Annotated in this window: 19 protein-coding genes; 8 read left to right on the forward strand and 11 right to left on the reverse strand. The window is 60.3% G+C overall.

Translation table 11 applies throughout. The annotated features are described in order from the left end of the window. Positions 1-667 (reverse strand): PLP-dependent aminotransferase family protein (locus tag VIM98_RS18575; RefSeq protein ID WP_331994591.1); only part of this gene is annotated, 667 nt, incomplete at its 3' end. Positions 668-769: 102 nt separating this feature from the next. Here VIM98_RS18575 and VIM98_RS18580 point away from each other — a divergent pair. Continuing rightward, positions 770-1690 (forward strand): DMT family transporter, encoded by a 921-nt coding sequence (locus VIM98_RS18580; protein WP_331994592.1) that lies wholly within the window; start codon positions 770-772, stop codon positions 1688-1690. A gap of 7 nt (positions 1691-1697) precedes the next feature. Here VIM98_RS18580 and VIM98_RS18585 read toward each other — a convergent pair whose 3' ends face one another. From VIM98_RS18585 to VIM98_RS18630, 10 genes are all read right to left on the reverse strand, one after another. After that, on the reverse strand, positions 1698-2111 hold the full coding sequence (locus VIM98_RS18585; RefSeq protein ID WP_331994593.1) for a hypothetical protein: 414 nt from the start codon (positions 2109-2111) through the stop codon (positions 1698-1700). After that, a complete protein-coding gene (locus tag VIM98_RS18590; protein WP_331994594.1) occupies positions 2108-2866 on the reverse strand; it encodes a hypothetical protein in 759 nt (252 codons plus the stop codon). The genes VIM98_RS18585 and VIM98_RS18590 overlap by 4 nt, the downstream gene beginning before the upstream one ends. 119 nt (positions 2867-2985) lie before the next feature. Then, complete coding sequence (locus VIM98_RS18595; protein WP_331994595.1) at positions 2986-4068, reverse strand: hypothetical protein; 1083 nt, start codon at positions 4066-4068, stop codon at positions 2986-2988. Between the two features lie 27 nt (positions 4069-4095). Next, on the reverse strand, positions 4096-4593 hold the full coding sequence (locus VIM98_RS18600) for a hypothetical protein (protein ID WP_331994596.1): 498 nt from the start codon (positions 4591-4593) through the stop codon (positions 4096-4098). A 2-nt stretch (positions 4594-4595) separates the two neighbouring features. After that, a complete protein-coding gene (locus VIM98_RS18605) occupies positions 4596-5741 on the reverse strand; it encodes an RHS repeat-associated core domain-containing protein (protein WP_331994597.1) in 1146 nt (381 codons plus the stop codon). Between the two features lie 73 nt (positions 5742-5814). Next, positions 5815-10887, reverse strand: a complete 5073-nt coding sequence (locus VIM98_RS18610; protein WP_331994598.1) for a chitinase N-terminal domain-containing protein — start codon at positions 10885-10887, stop codon at positions 5815-5817. A 332-nt stretch (positions 10888-11219) separates the two neighbouring features. Beyond that, positions 11220-12137, reverse strand: a complete 918-nt coding sequence (locus tag VIM98_RS18615; RefSeq protein ID WP_331994599.1) for a cupin-like domain-containing protein — start codon at positions 12135-12137, stop codon at positions 11220-11222. Between the two features lie 316 nt (positions 12138-12453). Further along, positions 12454-15915, reverse strand: a complete 3462-nt coding sequence (locus VIM98_RS18620; RefSeq protein WP_331994600.1) for a methylmalonyl-CoA mutase family protein — start codon at positions 15913-15915, stop codon at positions 12454-12456. 127 nt (positions 15916-16042) lie between these two features. Continuing rightward, positions 16043-16966, reverse strand: a complete 924-nt coding sequence (locus tag VIM98_RS18625; RefSeq protein ID WP_331994601.1) for an alpha/beta hydrolase — start codon at positions 16964-16966, stop codon at positions 16043-16045. After that, the gene (locus VIM98_RS18630) at positions 16963-17583 is read right to left on the reverse strand and encodes a TetR/AcrR family transcriptional regulator (protein ID WP_331994602.1); all 621 of its coding nucleotides are present in this window, start codon (positions 17581-17583) and stop codon (positions 16963-16965) included. Before VIM98_RS18630 ends, VIM98_RS18625 begins: the two co-directional genes overlap by 4 nt. Before the next feature lie 169 nt (positions 17584-17752). Here VIM98_RS18630 and VIM98_RS18635 point away from each other — a divergent pair, with 169 nt between their 5' ends. From VIM98_RS18635 to VIM98_RS18665, 7 genes are all read left to right on the forward strand, one after another. Next, the gene (locus VIM98_RS18635; protein ID WP_331994603.1) at positions 17753-18079 is read left to right on the forward strand and encodes a hypothetical protein; all 327 of its coding nucleotides are present in this window, start codon (positions 17753-17755) and stop codon (positions 18077-18079) included. Positions 18080-18212: 133 nt separating this feature from the next. After that, positions 18213-18572: a hypothetical protein gene (locus VIM98_RS18640; protein ID WP_331994604.1), complete on the forward strand. Its 360-nt coding sequence runs from the start codon at positions 18213-18215 to the stop codon at positions 18570-18572. A gap of 333 nt (positions 18573-18905) precedes the next feature. Beyond that, positions 18906-20009 (forward strand): Glu/Leu/Phe/Val dehydrogenase dimerization domain-containing protein, encoded by a 1104-nt coding sequence (locus VIM98_RS18645; RefSeq protein WP_331994605.1) that lies wholly within the window; start codon positions 18906-18908, stop codon positions 20007-20009. Between the two features lie 278 nt (positions 20010-20287). Continuing rightward, positions 20288-20557 (forward strand): acyl carrier protein, encoded by a 270-nt coding sequence (locus VIM98_RS18650; protein WP_331994606.1) that lies wholly within the window; start codon positions 20288-20290, stop codon positions 20555-20557. Between the two features lie 20 nt (positions 20558-20577). After that, on the forward strand, positions 20578-21327 hold the full coding sequence (locus VIM98_RS18655) for a glycosyltransferase family 2 protein (protein ID WP_331994607.1): 750 nt from the start codon (positions 20578-20580) through the stop codon (positions 21325-21327). 3 nt (positions 21328-21330) lie between these two features. Next, positions 21331-21948: an outer membrane lipoprotein carrier protein LolA gene (locus VIM98_RS18660; protein ID WP_331994608.1), complete on the forward strand. Its 618-nt coding sequence runs from the start codon at positions 21331-21333 to the stop codon at positions 21946-21948. After that, on the forward strand, positions 21945-23955 hold a 2011-nt coding region (locus VIM98_RS18665; protein WP_331994609.1), incomplete at its 3' end, for an MMPL family transporter. The genes VIM98_RS18660 and VIM98_RS18665, both read left to right, overlap by 4 nt.

Raw genomic sequence — 23955 nt, forward strand, 5'->3', positions numbered from 1 at the left:
TCCCCGGCAGGTTCGGCACTTCCAGGACCTTCAGCTGCAGGTCCGCCACCGCCTGCAGGATACCGTGGTAGGTCGGCGCTTCGACGACCACGATGTCACCCGGCACAGTTACCGTGCGCAACGCCAGGTTGATCGCCTCCATGGCACCGGCGGTAAGCACGATCTCGTCGGGCGCGACGGCCACCCCGAGTTGCGCATACCGCAATGCAATTTGTCGCCGCAACGCGGCATGACCCTGCGGCGGTGCGTAGTCCAGCGTGGCTTCCGTCGACCGCCTCAGGCAGCGAGCCAGAGAACCAGTAAGCGCCGCTTGCGGCAGCAGTTCGGCTGCCGGCGTCGCACTGTGCAGTGGCAACAGATCGCTGCGCGCCAGCATATCGAGCACATCCTGCAAGGCCGGATTCGTCACCTTTCCTGGCGCACGCCGCCGCGGCGCGCGACTCACCGGAAGCTGCGGCGCCGCCGCACGAACGAAATACCCCGAGCGAGGACGCGCCACGGCCAGCCCTTCCCGCTCCAACTGCAGGCACGCCTGGACCGCGGTGGCCGCACTGACGCCGTGCCCGCTGGCCAGTTGCCGGATCGAGGGCAATCGCTCCCCTGCGCGCAGCACGCCTTGCGCGATCTGCGTACGTAATTCACCGGCAAGGCGCTCGTAAAGCAGCATGGCTGCCTCATCTGTACTGGTCTATTTCGATTCTATCTGATTCTGTATTGCTTGCCGCAACCGGCCTACCCTGGACGTAACTCTCTCTCTAGACCTGTCCCCATGTCCCCGCTATCCGGCCACGGCAACCCACGCTCGGCGGTGCTGCAACTCCTGATCGCCGAACTCCTGATCGGTTCGGTCGGCGTCTTCGTGCATGAAAGCGGCCAGGATGCCGTGACGGCCGTGTTCTACCGTTGCCTGTTCGGTGGTTTGTTCATGCTCGTGCTCGGCTGCGCGCGTGGCTATTTCCGCGGCCTGCTCGACGACGGCGCCTTCCTGCGCGGCGCCGTCGTCAGCGGTGTGCTGCTTGTGCTCAACTGGGTCGCCTTGTTTGCCGGCATGGAGCGTTCCTCCATCGGCGTCGCCACTCTGGTCTATCACTTCTTCCCCTTCGTGATGCTGATCCTGGCCGCGCTGGTGCAAGGCGAGCGTACACATCCGGCCGATCTGGGATGGACACTGGCAGGCTTTCTTGGCGTGGCCTGCTCGGCAGATCCTATGCACCTATGGCACACCGCCAACACCACTTACCTGATCGGCATCGGCATGACCCTGCTGGCCGCGTTGCTGTGCGGCGCCTCGCTGATGATCTCGCGAAGCATCGGGCGTGAGCGTCCATTCGCGTTGGTAGCGATTCAATGCTGGATCGGTGTAGCGATGCTCGCCGGTTTCAGCAGCACCGGTGTGTTTCATGCTGGCGTGCATTGGATGTGGCTGATAGGTCTCGGTGTCATCCATAGTGGCGTGGTGTACGTGCTCTTCTACACTTCCTATCCACGCCTGCGAGTAGTGACGATCGCGGTCATTGCGTTCGTCTACCCGTTGGTAACGTTGCTGCTGGATTACCTGGTCTACGGCAATCGCCTGGTAGCGGTGCAGTGGGCAGGATTGGCCTTGATTGTGCTCGGTACGCTGGGTGTCAACTTGAAGTGGCGTCTACGGCGATCGAACACGCTGCACCATGCCGATGCGGGGACATAACCCCGGCTCAATCGACTCGCCGCATCGGCACGGGCCGCCCATCCTCTTCACGCACCAGCCAGAACTTCGGGCCGCTACCCATCCCGTTCTCGTGCAACAAGTAATGGCCGCTCTCCAGCGTCATCTTGAACACTGGGGACATTTCCAAGCCTTTGTGCTTGTAAAACACACCAATCCGGTGCTCTCCGGGCGTCAGATACAGCACCTTCGTGCTGGGATAGCTATGTAAATTATCGTCATCGACACTCTGGAAGGACAACGAACGACCTTCCGCATCCATCGTTGCATCGCTATAGGCAGTTAGCCTGGCATCATTGCTTCCTGCCGCATTGAGCCGTGTGTACTGCACGGACTGGCACGCTGTGACGACACCAAGCATCGCGACACAGGATGCCAGTCCGATGGCCCGAACCAGACTCATCGCTCGTCCTTGGTCAAGTTCGTCACGAATGGGTAGCTAGCCAGCAGCTTGGGGTAGAGCACATTCATAAAGGACTTGGCCCAATCGGTCCTGTCCGCAATCTGCAGCCGATATCGATACGCAGACCAATCGATATTGATGACAATGTCACCGATATAATTGACTTGACCTGCTCTGACCTCAAAAGGCAAAAGCCCTTCGAGATCGGCATGACGGTCACCGAATGTGGGCGTCAGAGTGCTTGATTGCACGCCATCGATGTGCATGCCCTTCCATGAATAATGCCCAGCCGGAAGCACGGTGACAGCATAGGTCGAACTCTTATCCACCGGATAAATCACCGATGCGAATGCACCTCCATTCTTGATGATCCCCAATTCAAGTGGCTTATGCGCCACCCAATAATTAGTCTGCACCAGTACGATATGCGACAGCAGAACCCCACTTCCGCTAGGAATGCTGCTCGTATCCTTGATATTTTCCCGCTGTACGCCACAGGCACACAGCATGATGCTGCCGGTCGCCAGCATGGCGATTCGCTTGAAAAGCATGATTCCCCCCGAAACCACGTAACGTCCAATCTCCGTGCATCGTAAAGACGCATCCATTCGGCGGCAAGTAGATTCGAAAATCGCAATATATTTCGAACAATAAAGCGCTTTTTGGCCGTTATTGCCGAAGGCCAATCCAGATAGCCACCCTGACAGGCTTTGCAGCGCTACCGCGTCACCCCCAGCCAGGAGAGAGCGATCCACGCAAGCGCAAAGTACTGAGACTCGCCCCTGCCAGGCCCTCCCCTAGCTTCGCCCTGGAGAGGTTTGGGTGAGGGGGCAACCCGCCGGGAAAAGCCAACCCCATTAAAAGCAAACCGTCTTTACCTCCCGCCCGCATCGGCCGGCCAATACGGCGGTGGAGGCGGCGGTGGATTCGGACTCGGCGGCATCGGCGGTGCGGGAGGTGCGGGTGGCGTGCGGCGAAGCACGACGCGCACCGCATCGGGTCCAATGAACGAGCGCAAATCCTCCTCGCTGATACAAGGTCGATCGATCGCCATCGCCAAGGCTTTTCCTGCACGATGTATACGATCGATACCGACCTTCGCGCCCTCCCTGGCCGTTAAAGTCGGGTCGGCCACGACCCCGTGTGTTTTCAACCAGGCGCGGTCGACATGAAATATCGAAATCTGCCGAGTGCGCTGCTGGTCGTACGTCACAGCCAGGCCGTCGCTGTATATCATCCAGAACAGCTGCTGGAAGTATTCGTCACCCTGGGGACAACTCGTAGTACCAGCGGGCTGCGCAGCACCCTCCTTCACACCGTTCATCAACGCAGCGCGCATCTGCATAAGTGCCGCCTCTTCGTCGGCCACTGGCCTATCCAACGACGACGACACCGACGCCATTTCGCGCCGAGGGCGCGGCACAAAAATAAAGCGTGGAGACATGAAGCTTCCGGCGTAAGTGAAACCGGAAATTTCGATGCGGATACCGGTAGCAAAATCAAGCGTTTCCTCCGAGCGTGTTTTTGCCCACACCGGCATAGCGGCAAGCATCAGCGATATGACAACAGCGAGCGCCATGGCACCTGTTGTGTGCAGAAAGCCCCTCTGTCGCGATAAGCAACCCCGCAAAATCATCGCCCCCCGAAATATCCATCGGCGCCAAAATCGGCGAACAGCATTTAAGCTTATTCCCGCGAGCGCCACCAGACACTCCTCTTGTCGCAAGATCGCACGAAGCAGCCGCCAGACATTCTGGATGGAAAGAAACACTGACGCACACTTCGCCCGATGGCCTCTCAACCCGACGCCACATAGCCTGGATTCGACCGCCGCTTCGAAATCCTGCGAGGCGATGGCTTTTCCACCAGCGCAAATCTCGCAATGCCTTCCAGGAAACTCAGCGTGCGCCGAGGCATGCTCGACAACATCAGTAGGAATATCGAGCGGCGAGTGCATGACTTCGTCAGAATGGGAGCAAGTAGTTCATAGCATCTTTATGCCAGGATATTTACAAAGCGACCAAGACGACCCAAAAATATTCAGCCGAAGCAATGGCGCAGAGCTATCCGACAAATCAAAATCTAACATGACCTTATCTTTCATATCCTCGCAAATCAATACCACAACATCATCTTTTTTTATTACATTATCAAAATCAAACGCTATCTGAAGCATGGATTCCACGAAGAGTGCTCCGCACACATCAGTTTTCTCCATCCAAACAAGAATTTTCGACGAGTTCAAACGAGACATTTCGTGCAAAAAAATCTTGATCTTTTCGCGACTATCATCATCGTAAGCGATTTCGTATCGCGATTTCCCATGAAAATAAGATGACCTATTCTTTTCCATCAACACATCCGTTTCTCTCAAACTCACCAGTTCGCCAACCAATACTTCTCTACCAATAAACTGGCTCAAGCCATGAAGGTATGACTTCATATTTGCCAGCTGCATAATGCGGCGCTTTCTCTCATCCATCTTCAGTAATCCACCTTGACTTTTCCTAGATTCTTCAACGCAGGCCGCCCGTAAGCGTTTTGCATAACCTGCCCATTGTCATCCACCTTAACGCGTCCCGCTTCCCAATGATTTTCCCCGGGATGACTGCGATCCATCGTCTGCTGTTGCACCGACATTCGCTTTGTCCCACCTCCTTCTTTAGGTACATCATAGGAATACTCGAAGCCCGAATCGTTTTTTGAAGTCGAAACCGGAGACTGGCTTGTCGGTATGCCTGCCTTGCGCATGGATTCTCGCCTGGCCGCATTGGACGACTCGGCAACAGCAACGATGGCCTTTTCTTTTACCGCTTTACTACCAGCTTTGACTGCCCCTTTTAGTGCACCACCGCCAGGGACGATGCCGATCGCCGCACCCAGTACATTGGACGGGGTAGGCTCGATACCGGCTTCGACAATACCTTTGATGCTTCCGGCGATCGGCACCTGATCCAACGCCAGCGATGTACCTTGCACAATTGCCGGATGAAATTCCCGGTGCATGTACGAGATACTCATCCCGCCATTGGCGAGATAGGTGTACCCCGCCTCTCGGCCGTCGGGGTCGACAAAGTTCAGCGGGCTGTTATTCGCGTATGCATACCGATTGAACCCGAACAGGTTGCCCGGTTCCGGCGCCTTCGGATCGACCGACAGAAACCGTCCCACCAACGGGTCGTAGTACCGCGCCTGCATGTACAGCAGATCGGTGTCGGCATCGTTGACGTGGCCCGTGTAGCCTGGACCATTCGCGGGTTCACCTAGGACTTGTTCGCCGTAGGGGCGGTAGTCGTACTCCTTGGCGATGTTGCCCTGATCGTCGGTCTCGGCAAGGACGGTGCCTTGGAAGTCCGTGTAGTAGTAGGTGATCTTTTCCTGGGCATGTGCAGGGCTTGCCAAGCCGACCTGCAGGGTCAACCACAACAGCGGAATGGCTAGCAGCTGCCACAGCAGCGAACCTCGGGCGCCCCCTTTCCTACTTGTCATCCCGGCGAACGCCGGGATCCAGTGCCTTGCGTCGCAGCGAGCCAGAGGCGCTGGGCCCCGGCATTCGCCGGGGCGACGATGGGGACCGAGGTTGTCCGTGGCTCTTGGTGGTTGTGTTGAATGCCGATCGGTGCGATCCATGCTTTGTGTCTCCAGGGAGTTACCCGTTATTGGGGGACCCGTCGCACCCGGCGGCGGCGAGCCATTGCGCGCTTTAGATGGGCACGTCTCCGCGCTTGAAGATCGTCACTATCTTTTGTGTGGCCGGCGAACAACCGCTGCCGTTACAGGCTTGCACCCTGATCACGTAGTCTCCTGCCCTGGTAATCGAGAAATTGCATGCGTTGGCTGCGGTATCGCATGCATGGTTCGTACTATCGAAGCGCACCTGATACAGCGTCGCACCTGCAGAGGATTGCCATGAGACAGGCAGGATGTATGGGAATCGCTGGGCTTGTATCTGGCCGCTGGCCGGCTGCGTTACCGCTGGCGCTGGCGGAATGCGTGTGACGACTACATTGTGCGTACCGCTCCAAGGCCCACAACCGGCGGCATTGCAGGCTTGCACGCGATAACCATAGGTTGCCGTGGGCCGGTCGCCGGCACCCCAACTGCCTGCCCCATTTGCTTGCACGGTATTCCAGCCGCCGCCGTTGACCTGCTCTTGCAGAATGTAGGTAGCCGCACCATGAATGCCTTGCCATGCCACGGTGTAGCTGCCGTTACTGCTCGTGCCCGGCGCACTCACCGCCGGTGCGATAGTGGGTACGATCGTCACCGCAACCGCCTGACTCTGCCGATATGTACCGCACCCCATCGCGTTACAGCCCTTGACGCGATAAACATAGCTGCCTGTAACCGCCAGCAATGCGGTCCAACTGAGGGCTTGTCCGCTATAGATCGGCAACCAGTCGCCGCCATCCATGCTTTGCTCTAGCATGTAGCCGGTAGTGTCGAACCCATGTGGCCAAGAGATCGTCACGCTGCCAGTACTGCCTCCGGGTACGCTGATGGATGCCGGCGGCTCGGGCACTCGTTCCTCGCCGGGCAGGTGGACTTGCCCAGAGCCGGCAAGCAGCCGATGCTCATTTCCCACGGGGGAAATCCCATGGACAAACAATGCAGCGCCAGGATATTGCGCGATCCACTCAGACTTGACTGGAATCGCATAGCGGTAGGTGGTTCCATGGGTTTTGCATTGGGCAGCAACAGTCTCTTCGCTAGCCTGGTTGGCGGCGAAAGTTCCTAATTCGACACCAATACCGGCGCCACCCCCTGTATATACCTGCACGCTGATCGACTGTGGCAAGCCTACCGAACACGCCCATCCATTGAGCACATAAGCCCCGCTGCCGCCCGTGACGTTAGCTACATGACCCACGACCTGCGACACAGAGCCTTCACGGCTGGCGATGAGCTGCTTACCCAGATACACATAGTCCGTGCCCATCAAGGTGGCCGGATCGTACCGATACATCAGCCGCCCGTTTTGGCCGTAGGCGTAGTACACCGTACGCCCCTGCTCGGTTTGCTTCTTCACGCGCCGACCGGCCGCGTCATAGGCGTAGCCAGCGAAACCTTCGATGCGAGTCAGGCGGTTGGCCTGATCGAACGACAGCGATATACCGTTCTTCTCGATCAGGTTGCCACGCTCGTCGTAGCGGAAGCGATGATCGACCGCGCCACGCGTAATCGAGGCAAGACGATGATTGGTATCGTAGTGATAGCTCGTGCTGCGGTCGCCACCGATGCCGATCAGATTGTTGTACGCGTCATACGCATAGGTTTCGTTACCCCACAGACCCGGCGCGCTCGCCGTAGTCAGCCGGTTGAGTGCGTCATAGCCCAGATTACGGGAACGCCGACCATTGAAATCGATGACTTGCGTGATGTTGGCGTTGACGTCATAGGCCAGGTCTTCGGCTACCTGGGGTGCAGCTACCTTGTTGTAGCTGAAATGGTTCGGCAATCCTCGCGCATTGGATTGCACCAGATACTCGATGCCGGATCCCAGGCGCATGTACTGCACGATGCCCTGCGGCAGATAGGCGATATCCCGCGCATATGTACCGGCTTGTGTTGGGCGACCCAAGGCATCGGGCGCGTACTCGACGACCTTGTTACTGGGATACAGCACAGTGGAGAGGCTGGCGTGCGCATCGTAACCATAACCAAACACCCATTGATAACCATCGACGGTCAGCACTTCGGCCGTGGGCAGGCCGCGCTTGTTGTATCGGTAGGTCCATTGGGCCGTGCCCGATGTTGTCGTTTCGGTACGACCGGCCGCATCGTAGGTAAACAGATCGGCAGACGTACCCGCAGGATACGCTATCGACGTTACGCGATTCATGGCGTCATAGCTGAAATGGGTTTTGGCCGCGTCGGCAACCTTGTCCTGTCCGCAGTCTCCGCCTTCGATAGATAGCCCTTCAGCACGCCAGGCTATGTTGCCTGCCGCGTCATGCGCTTGTACCACGCTACCCGATTCGGGCTCGACACTACGGCACAACTGCTTGTGAGCGTCATAGATCAACGTCTTGACGATAGCTTTATCGCCGGATTGTCGGATCGACAGCGGATGACCGTGGAGGTCACGCTCTATCTGTTGTTCGATGCCCTCCGGTGCACTTACCGCTACCACCGTATCGAGGGACGGCTGGTCGAATACCTGGTACGCCGTCGTGGTGACATGCCCCTTGGGATCTTGCGTAAGCCGGCGCGCACCCTGCAAGTATTCATTGCGGGTGATCAGATCGCCGTGCTCGGAGGTCTGCCGTTGGAGAACGGCACGCCCCAGGGCGTCAAATTCGGTGCGCGTGCCGCCGCCGATTACGGCATGATCGGGCACGCCATCGACGGGATAGGACTGGAAAGCCGTACGCCCTCTCCAGTCGTAGTCCGTACGCGAAGAGATCGCCAGGGTGCCATCGGCACGCGATGTGGTATTCAGTATGGGACGCAACATCGCATCGAAGTGACTGACGTCCTTCTTGTCGCCGTGCCAGATCGTTCTACGCCAATGGCTACCGGCAATACCGCGATCGCTGCCTATGAATTCGTAGGCGATGTTCTTGGTAGCCCAGGCAACGTCGTCGCCCGTAGGGTAATGAATCGCGGCCAGCCGCCCCATGCCATCATAGCTGTACGTCGTCGTCGCACCGGCCTGATCGGTGATGGTGCCGATCTGACCGAACTCGTCGATAGACAAGCGCTGCGACGTTCCATCCGGATAGCTGATGACTTGTGGCGTACCGCGCCGGTAATCGCCAAGTCCCGTCGTACGGCCATTACCATCGGTAAAGCTGGACAGCTGTCCTTGCTCGTCGAACGTGTAACTCATGACAGGCTTACCGAAAGACCACCGCCGCGCGAGCGTCATGTTCGCGGCGTTGTACTCGTTACGACTGACCGTCTCGCCTGTCGTCAGGTTGTCTGACTGCACAGGTAACCCAAGTACCCAGCGGGAGTAGTCATCCAGAAGGGTTTGGCGCTCATGCAGGATAGCCTGGCCCGCGATAGTGCTGTAACGCCTGGTCTGGACAGGGCGTGCAAACGCATCGAAGGAATCGGCCAACCAGACGTAATCGTCGCCCTCCTGACGGATGACGCGCTGCCGCATTGGCGACAAGGATGTCATCTGCATGGCGTTGAGGTAATTCTGCTCGCTTCGCCCGAGCGATTCCGGCCACGGGCCACCGGTCGAGGCGGCATAAGTGTATGTCTCGCTACGTAACGCCTCCGAACCGATGCCGCCTTTGAACTGATCGGTGCGCAACAGCAGGCTTTCCGTGGCGTCGAAGCGGTTGCTAAAGGTATAGCGAGCGGCCGCGCCGCTGGGGTCGACAACATCCGTCCAGACGGTATCTGCGCAGCCGCCGCCACATTGCTCTATGGCGCTGCCATGGTGTGGCGAATAGCTATAGCTCCACGTCTGTTGCCCGATGCCGCTACCTGAATATTCCCTTCGCACGATGGCCGCGACGCCGTAGTAAGGCGGCGTAAACGTACGCTTGCCCGATGCACCCACATTCACGCAGGCATCGGGCGTATAAGACCGCCCCCTTAGCAGGCTCTGCACCGTGAAAGTACCGCTCAGTCCTGAGGGGTGCGTCATGCGACCGGATGTTGCCTGGCCAGACTCGTGCCAGACCGCCGCACAACCCGTCGTATAGATCAGCAGCGAATCCTTGCCAGGCGACTGGAACGCCCCCAGATCGAACGACCATGCCGACTGATCCGGCTGATGGACGGTATTGAGACGCGGCACCATGGGATCGGCGCTATAGCCGTAGCGCCATACACGCTGCGCCACCGAACCCGGCTGGACGGTCACCGTACTGAGCCGGAATGCCGATGGCGCCGCAACCCCATCGGCGTGAGAGCGTTGCCAGCTCTCATAGGCCAGACTTACCTTGCGGCCGTCGCTTCCCTCGATACCAATCAGGTTGCCCTGGGCATCGTAGCTATAACGCAGGTGATTGCCGAACCTATCCTCGATGCGCGACACCATCATCAGCGCCTTGCGCCGCACCAGCGCACCGCCACCAGCCCTGGCCATGGTCGGCGCTTCACGATAAGTCAGCCAATCGAACCAATACTTGTTGCCGTTGGGGTCGACCGCCAAAAATCCTTCGCCCGGGTGACCGTTGGCCGTCTGACCAAGACAACCGATGGACCAGAATTGCCGAGTGACGATGGGAAACGGCATACCCATCTGCGGGGCTTGCGTGTTCGACGCCGAGCGCCAGAGAAGATCCTGGCTTTCGCCGTCAGCGGTCACCAGTTGATAGCCATGCCACCAGGCTTCCGGCTCCCAATCCACCGGCTCCTGGCCTGGCTTGGTCGGTACGGCTATATGTGGCGCAGGACCAAAGCCGGAGCATCGGCGCTGATCGTCGATAAATGTCCATTGTCCACGCGTCGAACCTTGCCAGTAGCTGGGGGCGGAAAGTGTCTCGATATGAGGAATATTCAGCGACCAGTCGACCAGCGCGTTGATGGCAGTTTCCTGATAGAACTGGCTTAGCGACAAGTCGGGGATTTTGAATGAGCGGGTAATCTCCAGTAGGGGGCCTTGCCCGGAAAGGCTTACATCCGTCTGGATAAAAGAAAGCGCGCCGCTGTACAGGCTTATTTTTTCTCCAAACGGATTTTCACCGAGTGGCTGAATCTCTTCGATAATTTTGATCTTCTGTTTCAGCTCATCCTCTGGCGACACGTTCTGGGCCTCTGAAAGACCTGGAATGCTCATCAGCACAGCAGCGAACAGGCGGCGACGCGCCATACACATCCCTGTTTCGAACACGGATTCCTCTCCCGAATAACGTGAATGTCGAACGGACGCAGCATCGACGCGGCACGCGTCCTTGTATCCCACCGCTCACCGGCGTCCCAACCGATGAGCCTGATTGCTCACTTGCAGCAGAGCGATCTGTACTACCGGCGCAGCTTGTGAGTCGACCCGGAAACAGAATGATCAATAGACAGCCATTAATCAACCCACTGCGTGATATTTAAAACTTATTCGAACTATTCTTATTTCGAGCACTTACAATGATTTTTTTGCAACATCTTTCAACAATGAATAGTCCAAGGATTTACCGACTTATCGCGTCGTCAATCTGCCACGGCGTAGGTCGTCCTGTGCAATAGCGACGGGCATGCGGGCGGATGTCCGCCGGGACCGTGGCACACAATGATGGCTGAGGCAGCAGCGAGTGCTGCATGATCGAAGATGTGGTTTTTGCCAAACGCAGGCGGCTTCATGCCCCATCGCTGCAGCATCTCCCGCATCACATGCACTTTGGCGTTCCGTCGCGTGGCATCGGTGTTGTAGGTGAAGCTGATGGTGGTGGACGCTTCGTTGCTTGTCTCGACCATGTGGGGGCTGGTAAGAGGCATATAGACGCCCATGCCAGGCGCCAGCCGGAATACATGAGCGCGGCTGCGGAACGCCTCGCTCCAACGAGCGCGACTCAGATCGTGGCTCATATGGAAACTGTCGCGTGCACGGTCGCTGACGACTTCGATGTCGTTCGGATCCCATACGTAGACGGTCTTGGTGCCGCGAATCTGCATGAGCCATACGTGGCTTCGATCGATATGGAAGGGTGTGGCGGTATTCGGCGAGGCATTGAAGATCCAGCCAGCCCGGTAATACACTCCGTGATCCTTCCGCTCGACATACGGCCGAACCGAATCGATCACATCGTCGACGAGTTCGCGATAAAGCGGATCGGCCTGGATATGACGCAGCAGCACCCATGCATTGGCCTTGCCGATATCGCGGAGCGAATCGACGGCCGATTGTGCCGTTGGAAACAGCTGCCCCGCTTCATCGAAGTCGGTCCCAGCGGTGACGTTACTGTTGAATGCATACCAGCGCGGCGTGCCGCGGCAGCGCTTTCCCAGCTCCACCAGTTGTTCCGATTGCAGCAACGGATGTTCTGTCAGCGCGTGCTTGAAACCTTGAATGCGCCAAGGATCGAAGGCATCCCAATCCATGTCGATAACCGGCATCGTTCGGCTATTCATAGCGGGCTCTCATACGGGCGACAGTGCGGTCGCGCGTGATTGGATTCCCCTGCTGGCGTTTCTTATACGCCTGGGTTCAAGAGCCGATAAAGACGTCCAAAAGAGATACGCCACGCAAGAATTTACGACAAGTGTTCATCCTTTTGTGGGAGCGACTTTAGCCGCGACAATCACGCTCCATGGCAAGCCCTTGTCGCGACTGAAATCACTCCCACAGAGATAGGCGAGCCAATCGCAATATATTACGAAACGCTAATTCTTTGTCCAAAAAAAGGCCGCTTCACGCGGCCTCTTTTCGAGTCATTACTGCAGCTGATTACATATTGCGGCGGTATTCGCCACCGACGTCGTACAAAGCGTGGCTGATCTGACCCAGCGAGTTGTACTTCACCGCCTCCACCAGTTGCTCGAACACATTCCGGCGTTCGCGCGCCGTGTTCTGCAAGATCTTCAGGCTATCGGCGGCCATGCTGTTACGTGCTTTGCCGAACGCCTGCACGTTGTCGATCTGCTGCCCCTTCTCCTCCTCGGTCGAACGAATCAGCTCGATCTCGGTAGCGATCTCGCCGCCGTGGTCCTTGGGCAGGAAGGTATTGACGCCGATCAGCGGAAGACTGCCATCGTGCTTCTTCTGCTCGTAGTACATCGATTCTTCCTGGATCTTGCCGCGCTGGTACATGGTATCCATCGCACCGAGCACGCCACCGCGCTCGCTGATCGCTTCGAATTCCTTGTACACGGCTTCTTCGACCAGATCGGTCAGCGCGTCGACGATGTAGCTGCCCTGCCAGGGGTTCTCGTTGAAGTTCAGGCCCAGCTCGCGGTTGATGATCAGCTGGATCGCCACCGCACGGCGCACGCTTTCCTCGGTCGGCGTCGTGATGGCCTCGTCATAGGCGTTGGTGTGCAGGCTGTTGCAGTTGTCGAACAGCGCATAGAGCGCCTGCAAGGTGGTGCGGATATCGTTGAACTGAATCTCCTGCGCGTGCAGCGAACGACCGGAGGTCTGGATGTGGTACTTCATCATCTGGCTGCGCGCACTGCCGTTGTAGCGCTCGCGCATCGCACGCGCCCAGATGCGGCGGGCGACGCGACCGATCACGGTGTATTCCGGATCCATGCCGTTGGAGAAGAAGAACGAGAGGTTCGGCGCGAAATCGTCGATGTGCATGCCGCGGGCAAGGTAGTACTCGACGATGGTGAAGCCATTGCTGAGCGTGAAAGCCAGCTGGCTGATCGGATTCGCGCCGGCCTCGGCAATGTGATAGCCAGAGATCGATACCGAATAGAAGTTGCGCACCTTGTGGTCGACGAAGTACTGCTGGATATCGCCCATCATGCGTAGCGCGAATTCCGTAGAGAAGATACAGGTGTTCTGCGCCTGATCCTCTTTGAGAATGTCCGCCTGCACGGTGCCACGCACGGTTTGCAGTGTCTCTTCCTTGATGCGTGCATAGGTTTCGGCGTCGATCAGCTGATCGCCGGAAACGCCGAGCAGCCCCAAGCCAAGACCGTCATTGCCCTTGGGAAGCTCACCGGAATAACGCGGCTGGCCGGCGGGACAAAGCTCGGCGATGCGGCGCTGTGCATCGGCCCAACGCTGCGGATCGCTCTTCAAGTATTTTTCGACGTTCTGGTCGATGGCGGTATTCATGAACATCGCCAGGATGATCGGTGCCGGACCGTTGATGGTCATGGAAACCGAGCTGGTCGGCGCGCTCAGGTCGAAGCCCGAATAGAGCTTCTTCATGTCGTCGAGCGTGGCGACGTTGACGCCGGAGTTGCCGATCTTGCCGTAAATGTCGGGGCGAGGTGCCGGATCTTCGCCGTACAACGTGACCGAGTCGAAAGCGGTAGACAGGCGTGTAGCCGCGCCGCCCTGGCTCAGATAGTGGAAGCGGCGATTGGTGCGCTCGGGCGTACCCTCGCCCGCAAACATACGGGTGGGATCCTCACCGGTGCGGCGATACGGATACACGCCGCCGGTATAGGGATAATGACCCGGCAGGTTCTCGCGCATCAGGAAGCGCAACTGGTCGCCCCAGTCCTTGGTCTTGGGCGGTGCCACTTTCGGAATCTTCTGATGGCTCAGCGATTCGCGGTAGTTATCGACGCGAATGACCTTGTCGCGCACCTTGTACTCGTTGACCTCGTCGGTGACCGACTTGTACAGCGCCGGCCAATCCCGCAACAGATGGATCGCTTCGCTGGATAGTTCCTTGACCGCTTCGTTGTAGCGCTGGCGCAGGACAAGCAATGTACGGTCCACGGAGGCTGTCTTTTCCGTGACGTCGTCGTGCGCATAGCGCGATAGCGTGCGTGGCAGCTTATCGTCGCCCAGATCCTTGAGCGATTCGTAGTAATGCTGCGCCTTGCTCGCAAATTCCGCTTCGCGCTCGATTTCCGTGTTGATGCCGCGCCCCTGTTCGGCAATCTCGGCGAGGTAGCGAACGCGACTGCCCGGAATCAGCACGGTAGCGCGCGGCTCCTTAAGAGCGGTATCCAGTTCGGGCGACCAGCGCTCGGCTGCCAGCGAAAGCTTCTCGCGCATCAGGCGGCACAGGTTGGCAAACATCCAGGTCACGCCCGGGTCGTTGAACTGGCTGGCGATGGTCGGGTAGACCGGTACTTCTTCGTCCTTCATCGCGAAAGCGGTACGGTTGCGCTTCCACTGCTTACGCACGTCGCGCAACGCGTCTTCGGCACCGCGCTTGTCGAACTTGTTGAGCACGACCAGCTCGGCAAAATCGAGCATGTCGATCTTTTCCAGCTGACTGGCCGCGCCGTAATCGCTGGTCATCACATAGACAGGGAAATCGACCAGGTCGACGATTTCCGAATCGCTCTGGCCGATACCTGCGGTCTCGACGATCACCAGGTCATAGGGCTGGCTCTTCAGGAACGCGATGCAGTCGTGCAGCACTTCGTTGGTCGCCGCATGCTGCCGGCGCGTAGCCATCGAACGCATATAGACGCGCGGGCTGCGCAGGGAATTCATGCGGATGCGATCGCCAAGCAAAGCACCGCCACTGCGGCGGCGCGTCGGATCGACGGCAAGCACAGCGATGCGCATCTGCGGAAAGGCATGCAGGAAACGCAGCAGCAGTTCATCCACGACCGAGGATTTACCGGCGCCGCCGGTGCCGGTCATGCCGAGCACGGGGGTGTTCTTGCCGGCGAGCGACCATTCCTTGCGTAAATGCGCAAGCTCGGCCTCGCCCAAGCGGCCTTCTTCGATGGCCGAAAGCATGTGCCCGATGCTGATCTCGTCCTTGACATCGACCTTCGCCGGCCCCTGCTCCTGCGCGTGCTTGGCAGCCGCGGCGCCGGCGCGATGCATGACGTCTTCGATCATCTCGGTCAGGCCGAGCTTCATGCCATCGTTGGGGTGGTAGATGCGCTCGACGCCGTACGCTTGCAGCTCGCGTATTTCTTCCGGCGTGATGGTGCCGCCACCGCCGCCGAACACACGGATATGCGGGGCGCCACGCTCCTTGAGCATGTCCACCATGTACTTGAAATATTCGACGTGACCGCCCTGGTAGGACGACAGCGCGATGGCATCGGCATCTTCCTGCAATGCGGCACGAACCACATCTTCCACCGAGCGGTTATGGCCCAGATGAATGACTTCGGCGCCTTGCGACTGAATGATGCGGCGCATGATATTGATCGCGGCATCGTGCCCGTCGAACAGACTGGCAGCGGTCACGAAGCGCAGCGGCGTGGCTTCGGATTGCGCGGCGTTGACGGGGACGTGCTTGGCGGGGGAACTCATGGGGACTCCGGGGACGTCTTGCGGTGTGCGCCGGATATTCTAACTGGGCTGGCCCTGCGGCTTACGTTGCAGTGCAGCAGCGCCACGTTCCTCTCTGTTCACCCTGTAAACGGGGAACAGCATGGCGCTACAGGCCGTAAGGCAGATTCGGCGAAGACACGACGCGTTCGCCGACCTCTTCCCCGCGCACAAAAGCCATTGCCGCATCGATCACGTGCGGCGCATCGAGCACGCGGCGATGCCCCAGGCCTTCGGTCGTCAGCAGCCTCGCATGCGGCCAATAACGCGCATAACGCTCGCCTTCGCTCCACGGCACTTCGTCGTCGTCCAAGTCGTGCACCACCAGGCCTTGCTGCCCGAGCTTGGGCAAATGCGCATGCACCTGCAGTTCGTTTACCGGCACACCCGTGCGGCGCTCGAGCAGCCCCAGGAACGGGCGCTGCAAATGCTGACCGAGATGCACGAAACGGAAGAAACGCGAGGTGGCATCGATCATGTCTGCCGCTGGCGCAACCAGAATCAGGCGTTGCGCATGCCAGCATTCATCCTGCGCCAGAGCGAGCGCCGCGCCACCGAGCGAATGTCCCACGGCAAGCGCCGCGTGACCGTAGTGCTTCCCGATAGCGCGAATGGTACGAATAAAGTCCGGCAGGGTGCATTGTTTGCCCTCGCTATGCCCATGACCGGGTTGGTCGAAAGTGACGACGGCATAACCGAGCTCACGCAACCTGGCCACCCACGGCTGGTAGCGCAGGCCGAAACTCGACCAGCCATGCGCAAGCAACGCGTACGGCTGCGCCAATGGATCGCCCCAGACGTACACAGCGATGTTCTTGCCGTCGATCGTCAGCGCGTCTTGATGCATCTCTGCATCGGTCTGGACAGCACGAGCACGCGCGCGGCTGCTCGACAATGGCGTGGCAAACAGGCGCGCCGCGCTGCGCACGGTGCGCGATGGCGCAAAGCAGCCGCCGAGGGCAAAGCCCGCACGCACCATACCGAGCTTGAAATTCATTGACGTGCCACTGCGCACGCGCGTTGCCTTAGTCATGACAGTTCTCCCCCGGCGGGACGGTAGCTGGAAATGAGACGCTCGAAAGCAGCATCGGTGCGTCGGCTCGCTTCCTCGAAGCCGAACAGGCTGGCATCGTGATGAAGGCCGAGCATCAGCGCGTAGATCTCGAAAGCGAGTTGATCGGCATCGCTGGCCGGATCGATCTGACCAAGCTCGGTGGCTTGGCCGATCGCGCGCTTCAACTGGTCGCGCCAGCCGGTCTGCTGGCGCAGCACCGCATCGCGCAGCGGCCCCTCGCGCCCGTCGTATTCGCCGACCGCGGTCAGCAGCACACAACCGCTCTGGTATTCGCGTGCCCAGCCATGCCAGTTCGCAACCATCGCGCGCAGGCGCGGCAAGCCGCGCGGCTCGGCCAGCGCCGGGCGCAGCACCAAGTCGACAAATCGGCGCTCGCCTGCCTGCATTACGGCCAGTTGAAGCTCTTCGCGGGCACCGAAATGCGCGAAGACCCCGCTCTTGGACATGCCCACGTCCTGAGCGAGTTGTCCGATGGAAAGACCCTCGAGTCCTTCGTTGCGCGCCAGATCGTAGGCGTGCTCAAGGATGGTTTCACGGGTGGTGGCGCGCTTACCGGTAGGCGTAGTCGGACTCATAGCTTCAAAATAGCACGACCGTTCGTTCTTTTTCAAGCTGAACGAAAGTTCTGTGAAAGCTCGCTCCAACCTGAACAAGTTCAGGAAATCACGTCAACAGCAGGCCGGAGCCCACGTTCTTTCGCCTACCGCGTCCGGCGGTCTACACCAAAAAGATCAGGAGATTTCCATGACCCCGCTTATTCGCAAGCTCGCTGTCGTCGCAGGTCTCGGTCTGGCTTTGGGCAGCGCCGCCTACGTACCACCGGCAGCTGCGCGCGAAGTCATCGTGCAAGTGGGCGTCGCCCCGCCCCCGCCGCGCTTCGAACGCGTTCCGCCGCCGCGCCATGGCTGGGTCTGGGCGCCGGGTTACTGGGTCTGGCGCGGTCCGCGGGTCGGCCATGTCTGGATCGGAGGCCATTGGGAGCGCGTGCGTCCCGGCTACGTGTATCGCCCTGCCGGCTGGGTGCGCTACGGCAATGGCTGGCGCTTCCGCGACGGCTATTGGGGCCGCTAAACCACTAAACAAAGGGCGCCGCGGTTCGCGCGGCGCCCTCGCCCATCGAGGCAAGAAAATACGACGCTGCGTCTACACGTTGACGCAAGCCTGATTGGCTTGAATAAGGCCACCATTCCTGCAGGGCTATTTCATGACGACTCGTACTGTCGCGCTCGCCGCGATGATCCTCTGTATCTCCGGCTGCGTGGTCGAACCGCCGCCGCACCGCCATCCACCGCGTGAAGTGGTGGTCGAACAGCCCGTGCAACGCGAATACGTGGAAGAAGTCGTGGCTCCCGAGCCACCGCCGGTACGGGTCGTGGAAGTAGAGCCGGCTCGACGGGAAGGCTATGTCTGGGCACGCGGTTACTGGCATTGGAATGGCCGTGTTTATGTCGCCGTGCCGGGGCATTGGGAAGTCGAGCGGCGCGGGTATCACTACGTGCATCCGCATTGGGAACATGGACGCGATGGCTGGCATTTCCGCGCTGGTGTGTGGGTAGCGGGCTGAAGGGCTCTCCTCACCCAATCCTCTCCCCGGCAAAGCCAGGGGAGAGGGAGCGGTCCGCGCAAGTGCGAAGTACCGGGACGCACCTCAGTCAGGCTCCCTCTCCCTGGCTTTGCCGGGGCAAGGGGTTGAGGTGAAGGGAGGGGCTCTTGCTGCGCCGCGAAAGCACTCCGCATCGCGACGTATTAAACTTGACCGGATTGCTTCACGCCCTGGCCCATGGCCGGGGCTTTGAATTTCAGGCCTACCTTCGGTCGGGACGTACGTGTTCGATCCCTGCCGCCATCCTGCGTGCCATCCCCGTGGCACCGAAAAACCGTGGAGTCTTACGTTCCAATGATCTTCGAAACCATCGCCAAGACCGGGCACGAAGAGGTTGTCTTCTGCCACAACCAGGACGCCGGTTTGAAGGCGATCATCGCGATTCACAACACGGTGCTGGGACCGGCACTGGGTGGCCTGCGCATGTGGCCGTACAAGACCGAGCAGGATGCGGTCAACGACGTGCTGCGCCTGTCGCGCGGCATGACGTACAAGAACGCCGTGGCCGGCCTGAACCTGGGTGGCGGCAAAGCGGTGATCATCGGCGATCCGTCCAAGGACAAGTCCGAAGCGCTGTTCCGCGCATTCGGCCGTTTCGTCAACTCGCTCAACGGTCGCTACATCACCGCCGAAGACGTCGGGATCGACGTCAACGATATGGAATACGTGTTCCGTGAAACCGAATACGTCACCGGCGTGCACCAGGTGCATGGCGGCTCGGGCGACCCGTCGCCGTTCACCGCATTCGGTACGCTGCAGGGCCTGATGGCCGCGCTGCAGGTCAAGCACGGCAACGAAGACGTGGGCAAGTACAGCTACGCCGTGCAGGGCGCCGGTCACGTCGGCAGCGAGTTCATCAAGCTACTGCGCGAGCAGGGCGCAAAGGTATTCGTCACCGACATCAACAAGGATGCGGTACAGCGCTGCGTGGACGAGCTCGGCTGCGAAGCTGTGGGTCTGGACGAAATCTACGACGTCGACGCCGACGTCTACGCCCCCTGCGCGCTCGGCGGCACGCTCAACGAGCAGACCATCGATCGCATCAAGGCCAAGATCATCTGCGGTGCGGCAAACAACCAGTTGGCTACCGATGCGATCGGCGACGAGCTGACCCGTCGCGGCGTGCTCTATGCGCCCGACTACGCTGTCAACGCCGGTGGCGTGATGAATGTGTCGCTGGAGATCGACGGCTACAACCGCGAGCGCGCCATGCGCATGATGCGGACGATCTACTACAACCTGGGCCGCATCTTCGAGATCTCCAAGAACGAGAGCGTACCGACCTACAAGGCCGCCGACCGCCTGGCCGAAGAGCGCATCGGCGCCATCGGCAAGATCAAACTGCCGCACATGGGCAACGGCGCCCCACGCTTTGCCGGTCGCATGCGCGGTCAGTAAGACACCCGAACGGAAGCAACGAAAGAACGCCGGCCTGCCGGCGTTTTTTCTTACGATTCGAATACTTAGCAGCCCGCCCTTTCTCTGCTAAAATCCTCACAGAAACATCGTTTTGTAGGCTTACACCTACAAATGACCGCAGGATCAGGGATATAGGGGACGTCCGTCATACGGACGATTAATTACGACGCGCCGAGCGGCCCAGGTGTCGCGGGGGACGCCGTTGTGCCGGGTTCCGGGACACGGATGGCACGAGTACAGACAGAGTTGGGAAGTTTATGAGCACGATCATGGCCACCGGCATCAGCGACGAAGACATCCTGCTGCGCCTCAAGGATGTACTGCGCGATACCTTCGAAATCGATCCGGCACGCGTGACGCCCGACGCGCATCTGTTCACCGACCTGGAACTGGACAGCATCGATGCCGTCGACCTGGCCATCCAGGTGCAAGATATGACCGGCATGCGCATCAAGCCCGAGGATTTCAAGAACGTGCGTACGGTGAGCGACGTGGTCGCTACGGTGCGCGCCTTGCTCAGCCGCTGAGCGCCGGCATGGTTGCGGCCATGTCCGCAGCGGCCTTTCGCCCCTGTGCCCTGATCCCGATCTACAACCACAAGGACACCATTGTCGCGACGGTGGACGCGCTGCTCGCGCACGGCTTGCCGGTGACGATCGTCGATGACGGCAGCGACATGGCGACGCAAGCCGTGCTCGAAGCACTCTCCGCGCGTGAAGAACGCATCACCCTGCTGCGCCTGCCGCAGAATCAGGGCAAGGGCCGCGCCTTGACGACCGGACTGCTGACCGCTCAGCGCGCCGGCTTCAGCCATGCGTTGCAGATCGATGCGGACGGTCAGCACGACCCGGCCGATGCGCCGCGCTTCCTGGCCGAAGGACGTATCGATCCGCGTGCGCTCGTCTGCGGCCAGCCGATCTATGACGACAGCGTGCCCCGTGCACGCCTGTATGGGCGCTACGTCACCCATGTCTGCGTCTGGGCCGAGACGCTGTCGTTGCAGTTGCGCGATTCGATGTGCGGTTACCGGCTGTATCCACTGAACGAAACCTGTGCGGAAATCGCCCGGCGTGCGCCGCCGGCACGCATGGATTTCGATACGGAGATCGCCGTACGGCTGATCTGGCGCGGCGTTCCCGTACGCAACCTGACTACCCGCGTGATCTATCCGGAAAACGGGCTTTCGCATTTCCGCATGCTGCGCGATAACCTCCGGATCTCGGCCATGCATACTCGGCTGCTGCTGGGCATGCTGCCTCGCGCTCCCAGGCTGCTATGGCGAAAACGCAAGGAGTAACGCATGCGCCGCCTATTCGCCCTTTTTGCCCTGTTGTGCGCATGTGTCGGTTTGCACGCGCAAGCCGCCGACTCCGCCCTGCTCAAGAACGTGCTCGATCAACTGGCGAGCCATCCGCAAGTACGCGCCGATTTCGAACAGCGGCGCGAGAACCCTGCCCTGGCCGCGCCGCAGATCAGCCGCGGCAAGCTGCTGTTCGTCGTCGGCCAGGGCATGCTGTGGCAAACCCAGGATCCCTTCCAGGAAACCCTGGCACTGACCGGGTCGCGCACAGCACGCGTGGACGAGCAAGGCCGGCTGCAAACCGTGCGCAGCGGCGACCGCGGCGTGGCGCAGGTATCGCAGATGCTGCAGGGCATGCTGGCCGGCAAGCCCGATGAAGCATTGCGCCAGTTCGACGTACACGCCGAAGGCACGCCCGGACAATGGACGCTGCGCTTCACTCCCAAGCAGGCGCGCATGGCGCGCGTGCTGACGAGCATCGCGCTCGAGGGCGGACCGTTCCTCGACGGCATCGATATCGTTCTGCAAAGCGGCGAGCGCACGCAGATCCGTTTCAGTCATACGCGTGAAGCCGGTTCGCTGAGCCAGCTGGAACAGCGCGCGCTCGGCAGTCCATGACAACGCTGTCGCTGCGGCGTCGAGCCATCGGTTTCGCCATCGCCGCGCTCGGTGTGGTGCTGCTTTGCGCGTGGTTGCTGTTCAGTCGTGGCACCGCGCCGATCCAGACCGATCTACTGGCCATGTTGCCGGCCACCGAGCGTCACCCCATGGCCGAAGCGGCGGTCGAGCAGCTGGCGCGCGCCAACGGCGATCGTATCGTGCTGCTCGTGGAAGATGCCGACGACGCGACAGCCAAGGGCGCCGCGCGTGCGCTCGGCCAGGCACTGGAGCAGAGCAAGGCTTTCGGCACGGTCACCGCGACCTTGCCGCCGTTCGATCTGGATCGCCTGCTCGCCCCGTATTTGACACATCGCTTTTATCTGCTGTCCGAGGCCGACCGCGCGGCCTTGAGCGCACCCGGCTATGACCCGGCCCAGGTATTGGCGCGTCGCCTCAACGAACCTTTCCTTGCCGGCGTCGGGCTGAAGCTCGAAGACGATCCCTTCGGCTGGTTGCAGCACTGGCTCGAGCAGCAACCCTGGAGCCGCTCGCCGCTGCTGCCGGAAGACGATCTGCTGGTCGCGCATGACGACGACCGCACCTATGTGCTGGTGACCGCCGAATTGCGCGGTTCCTCCTACGACGATGCCGTGCAGCGCCCGACGCTGGCCGCCCTGGACGCGGCCGAAAACACATTGCACAAGTCGTATCCCAGCGTACGCATGTCGCGCGCCGGCGCGCTGTTCTATGCGGCTTCCGCGCGTGCCGATGCCGAGCGCGATATGCACATGGTCGGCTTGATCTCGACGCTGGGTATCGCCCTGCTGTTGCTGGCGATCTTCCGCTCGCCGGGGCCGCTGCTGCTGGCTTTCCTGTCCACCGCGATCGGCGTCGTGAGCGCTCTCACACTGACGTTGCTGCTGTTCGGACAAATCCATCTGCTGACCCTGGTGTTCGGTGCGGCCCTGCTCGGCGAGGCGGTGGATTATTCGATCCAATACCTCGCCGCGCGCGCCAATACTGGCAATGACTGGGATGCTGCGCGTGGCGCGCGACAGGTACGGCCAGCACTATGGCTGGCGTTGGGCACCTCGCTGCTCGGCTACGCGCTGCTCGGCCTGATGCCGTTTCCGGCTTTGCGGCAGATGGCGGTGTTCGCAATGGCGGGCATGCTCGCCGCCTGCCTGAGCGTGTTCTGGTTGCTGCCTGCGCTGCTGCAGAAACCCTCACGTCCTCTTGCGCCTTCGGCGACTGCCACAGCGCTCGGCCTGCAAAAGCTCGCTGCACGTGCGGGCTGGCCAGCCTTCGTCCTGCTTGCGCTGATCGCCCTGCCCGGTATCTGGCGGCTCGGTCACGACGACGATATCCATCTGCTGATTTCGCCACCGACCGATGTCGTGGCGCAGGAGCAACATATCCGACAGATCACCGGTCTGGGCAATGGCACGCAGTTCTACCTCGTGCACGGCGCATCGGTCGAAGAAACACTGCAGCGCGCCGAAGCGCTGGATGCACGCCTGCAAGCCTTGACCGAACGCGGTCAATTGCAAAGCTGGCTGAGCATCTCGACCATGCTGCCCTTGCAGGCCCGCCAGCAAGCCGGGCACGATGCGCTTGCACCGCTGTTTGCATCGCCCGACCGCCTCAAGGCGCAATTGCAGCAAGCGGGTTTCCGCGCGGACGCCGCGGCGCGTTATGTCGATGCGTGGCCGGGACGCCCGTTGAATCTGGCTGAATGGCTGAAGCTCCCGCTATCCACGCCGTTCCGCTACTTGTGGATGGACGGCGGCAAGGACGGCTATGGCGCGCTGGTCGTGCCGCAAGGCCAGGACGATTCATCGCGGCTGCGCGCCGCCGCCCAAGGCCTGCCCGGCGTGGAACTGATCGACAAGCCGGCCAGCGTATCCGAGTTGTTCGGCCGCTATCGCCACTACGCCAGCCTGTGGCTGCTGGCGGCGCTGATCCTGATCGTGCCGGTGTTCGGCTGGCGCTACGGTTGGCGCGCGATGCCGCGCGTGGTGGCAC

Origin of the sequence: Dyella sp., assembly GCF_036568765.1 — a bacterium.
GTDB lineage: Bacteria > Pseudomonadota > Gammaproteobacteria > Xanthomonadales > Rhodanobacteraceae > GSA-30.